This window comes from uncultured Campylobacter sp., assembly GCF_938045205.1.
Taxonomy (GTDB): Bacteria; Campylobacterota; Campylobacteria; order Campylobacterales; family Campylobacteraceae; genus Campylobacter_B.
Window position 1 is genome coordinate 1 of record NZ_CALIMY010000141.1, and the last position, 3,656, is coordinate 3,656.

Consider the following 3,656-nt stretch of genomic DNA (forward strand, 5'->3'; position numbering starts at 1 on the left):
GATGGTGTCAAGAGAGAGACTTGAACTCTCGACCTCCGGCTTATGAGACCAGCGCTCTAACCAGCTGAGCTACCTTGACACGCGAAAAGAAATGGCAAGTATAGCTAAATATTCTTATTTTTAATTGAAACACTTTAAAAGGAGAGAAAATGAATGCGGCTTTGATTTTATTAGTCGTCATAGTTTTGTTAGTTTTGGCGTTAGTGGGAGTTTATAACTCGTTCATCGCTAAGCGCAATCAAGTGCGAAATATCGCTTCTACCGTCGATACGCAGCTTAAAAAGCGCTACGACCTCATCCCAAATTTAGTTAGCGCCACGTGCGAATATATGAGCCACGAAAATGCCGTGCTAACGCGCGTTAGCGAACTTCGCTCACAGGCGATCAACGCGGCTTCTAACGCGGATAAATTTAAGCTAAATAGCGAAATTTCGGCTCTTTTGGGGCAGATCCGCATTGCGATAGAGGCGTATCCGAACCTCAAGGCTAACGAGTCATTTGCCAAACTGCAAAGCGCGTTAGGCGAGTGCGAAGAGCAGATCAGCGCCGCACGCCGCGCTTATAACGGCGCCGTTACAGTCTATAATAACGCCTGCGAGATGTTTCCTACTAACATCATCGCCAGCGTTTTCAATTTCGCCAAAGCGGAATTTTTCGCCGCCAGCGAGCAAGAAAAGCAAGCTCCGAACGTCTCTGAGCTTTTTAAAAAATAGGCGCGAGGCGTAGAAAATTTGCGATGAAATTTTAAAATTTCATCGCAAATGGCTCCAAACGCCGTGAGTCTAAATTTATAGTGAATAAAACGGATCACGCGCAAAGAGTGCGTTCTTAAAAGAGACTTGCCGCACCCTGCGTACTCGTCATCTTGTTTGAGATATCTTGCGGCATGCGGTACTGAGAATTTTAACAATAAAATTTTACGGTGCAATGCCAAATTTTAAAAGTCTAAATTTCGCAGTGTAAATTTTCGTTAGCTTGCCGCAGGCGTTACTTGCGCAAACGGCAGCAAAAAGTAACGCCTCGTTAGTCGTGAGTAATTTTACAAATTTGCGCCTCGGTTGCGACTGCGAGGTCTTTCGGCGCAAGAGCGATCTGTTTTCCGCGCACGCCCGCGCTAACGTAAATTTTCTCCTGTGTTAACGCCTTTTCATCGATGAAGGTGCGGAAGTGCTTTTTCATCCCAAGCGGCGAGCAACCGCCCCTGACGTAGCCCGTGACCTTTTGCAAATCCTTCAAATCCATCAGCTCGCAACGCTTTGCCCCGCAGATGTGCGCGAGCGCCTTGAGATCCAAATTTAGATCGCCCTGCAGGCAGGCCACGACGTATTCGTGATCCGCCGTGCAGACTATCGTTTTATAAACCCGCTCGATCGGCTCGCTCACGCTGTTTGCAACATGCACCGCGTCTAAATTTAAAGGATCAACCGCATATTCTTTGATCTCGTAGGGGATTTTCAGACCGTCCAGGACGCGCGCGGCGTTTGTCTTTGAGCTCATTTCACCTCTTTTCTTAAATTTAATAGCGGATTTTGTTTTCTTTCAGAAAATCGCGCAGATCTTCGTATTCGCTTTGATCGAAATAGCGCCATTTGCCGGGCTTTAGCGTCCCAAGCGTCATTCTGCCGAATGCCGTGCGCTTAAGCTCCACGACGTCCAGATCAAAATAGCCGAAAAATCTGCGCAGCTCGCGGTTTTGCCCCTCGTTGATGATCGCCTTTATCTTCGTATAACCGCCGCTGCTAGGCATTATGCGGTAGCCCAAGAAGGGCTTAAATTCCATCGATTTGATCTTGCTTTTAGCGTGCGCGCCTTTGCTCGCATCTGCGGCGAAAAAGCCCTCGCGGATCGACGTTACGACCTCGTCCTTCACCTCGCCTTTTACCTTTAGATAGTACTCTCGCTCGATGTCGCTGTTCATCAGCGCCGTAGCGATCGCCGGCGCATCGGTCAGCAGCAAAAGCCCCTCGCTTGCAAAATCCAAACGCCCCACGCTAACAAATCTACTAAACCCCTCCGGCAAGCTATCGTAAATCGTCCGTCTGCCGCGATCGTCCTTTTTAGTAACTAACTCGCCTTTGCGTTTGTTATAAACGATCATCGTGAATTCCGTCTTAGGCTTAATGAGGCGCGAGCCTATGCGGATCTTCTCCTCGCCGCTAACCTCGATGAAATCGCTAACGACGCGGCCGTTAATGCTAACTTTGCCTTGCTTGATCAGCTCATCCGCCTCACGGCGCGAGTAGGCGGTGTTATGAGAGATAAATTTATTCAGGCGCATCTTTTGCATTATTTTAGCCCCAAGCTTGTTAGATCGTGAATGTGCAAGATCCCCGCAGGCACGCCGTTTTCGACCACGGGCAGGACTTGAATTTTAAACTGCTCGATCAAATTTAGCGCGTCTATGGCTAACATATTTTTATCGTCCAGCATTTTAGGATTTTTGGTGGCATATTTTAGCGCGCCGTCATTGATGTCAAAATCCTCTCGCATCAACGCGCGGCGCAGATCGCCGTCGCTCAAAATCGCCTCGAGCGCGCCTTTTTCGTTCACTAACAAGACGGTGCCGAGCTTTCCGTGAGTCATAACGTCGATAGCTTGTTTTAGGCTGGCATTACGGCTTGCGACTGGTAAATTTTTGCTTTGCATCACGTCTTTTACTTTGACGAAAAGCCGCTTACCGAGGCTGCCACCCGGGTGAAAATTTGCAAAATCCTCTTTGCCGAATCTTCGCCGTCTCATCAAACAGATCGCTAACGCATCGCCCAAACCGAGAGTTAGCGTCGTAGAAACCGTAGGCGCGGCGCCAAGCGGGCAGGCCTCTTTGACGATATTTAGGCTTATGAACTCGTCGCAAACCTTGCCGAGCGAGCTGTTTTTATCGCGCGCCATCGCGATGATCTTCACGCCGAAGCGTTTGAGGTGAGGCAGAATTCTAACCAGCTCCTCGCTCTCGCCGCTAAAGCTGATCGCAAGCACCATGTCGTCCTTGCCGATCATACCCAGATCGCCGTGCAACGCCTCGGGGAAGGACCTCCTTCTGGCTCCGGACGTGCCGGCCTACGAGTGCACGTTGTATTGCGCCCCGTACACCGTGACGCGGCGCAGTACCGATGGGCACACTATCGCCACCCTGCCCGGAGTCACGGCCGTTCATCCCGGAGGATGGGTGAGCCAGTACCTGGACCCGAGAACGGCCGCCAGCCTTCTCCAACAGATGCATTCCTCGCCGAGCAACGACGACGCGACTCTGGAATCAATCCGAAATCTCCAGGAACAGCTCGTCCACATCGACACCGGTCAGACCACGGACATCACCAACATGTTCGTGGATGAACGCAGCGTGCCGAACGGCCTCGGACTGGTCGTCGAACAAGACGTCCCCACTGCGAACGGCTCAATGGAGCGCAAGCCCGTCTTCTGGTTCAGCGCCGCCGACGACGGTCGCCGCCACACCGAGAACCTCGAGCAGTTCGAGAACAACTGAGGCGCGGGCCAGGGCACGCCGACCGGAAGCACTGGGAACGACCGAAGCAACGCTAGACCGCCCCCTGGGGCGCTTTCCCTTGTCCGTTCAACCGCGCGATGGCCCCGCAAACACCTGACATAGTCACGGATGGGTCACCACAATAGGCTCATGCCTCCCACGCCCGACGCCG

4 protein-coding genes, 1 tRNA gene and 1 pseudogene are annotated in these 3,656 nt (G+C 51.7%); 2 read left to right on the forward strand and 4 right to left on the reverse strand.

What is annotated here, in order from left to right:
* Window positions 1-2: 2 nt before the first annotated feature.
* Window positions 3-79 (reverse strand) — tRNA-Met (locus Q0198_RS08775).
* Window positions 80-149: 70 nt separating this feature from the next.
* Here Q0198_RS08775 and Q0198_RS08780 point away from each other — a divergent pair.
* The gene (locus Q0198_RS08780) at window positions 150-713 is read left to right on the forward strand and encodes a LemA family protein (protein WP_297897087.1); all 564 of its coding nucleotides are present in this window, start codon (window positions 150-152) and stop codon (window positions 711-713) included.
* 310 nt (window positions 714-1,023) lie between these two features.
* On the opposite strand, the gene ybaK is transcribed toward Q0198_RS08780, so the two are convergent.
* The 3 genes and pseudogenes from ybaK to Q0198_RS08795 form a co-directional block, all read right to left on the reverse strand.
* A complete protein-coding gene (ybaK, locus tag Q0198_RS08785) occupies window positions 1,024-1,497 on the reverse strand; it encodes a Cys-tRNA(Pro) deacylase (RefSeq protein ID WP_297897090.1) in 474 nt (157 codons plus the stop codon).
* A gap of 19 nt (window positions 1,498-1,516) precedes the next feature.
* Window positions 1,517-2,278 (reverse strand): pseudouridine synthase, encoded by a 762-nt coding sequence (locus tag Q0198_RS08790; RefSeq protein ID WP_297897096.1) that lies wholly within the window; start codon window positions 2,276-2,278, stop codon window positions 1,517-1,519.
* 8 nt (window positions 2,279-2,286) lie between these two features.
* Window positions 2,287-3,021: pseudogene (locus Q0198_RS08795) on the reverse strand (KpsF/GutQ family sugar-phosphate isomerase); the annotation flags it as partial.
* 145 nt (window positions 3,022-3,166) lie between these two features.
* Here Q0198_RS08795 and Q0198_RS08800 point away from each other — a divergent pair.
* A complete protein-coding gene (locus Q0198_RS08800) occupies window positions 3,167-3,484 on the forward strand; it encodes a hypothetical protein (protein WP_297897094.1) in 318 nt (105 codons plus the stop codon).
* Window positions 3,485-3,656: the final 172 nt, after the last annotated feature.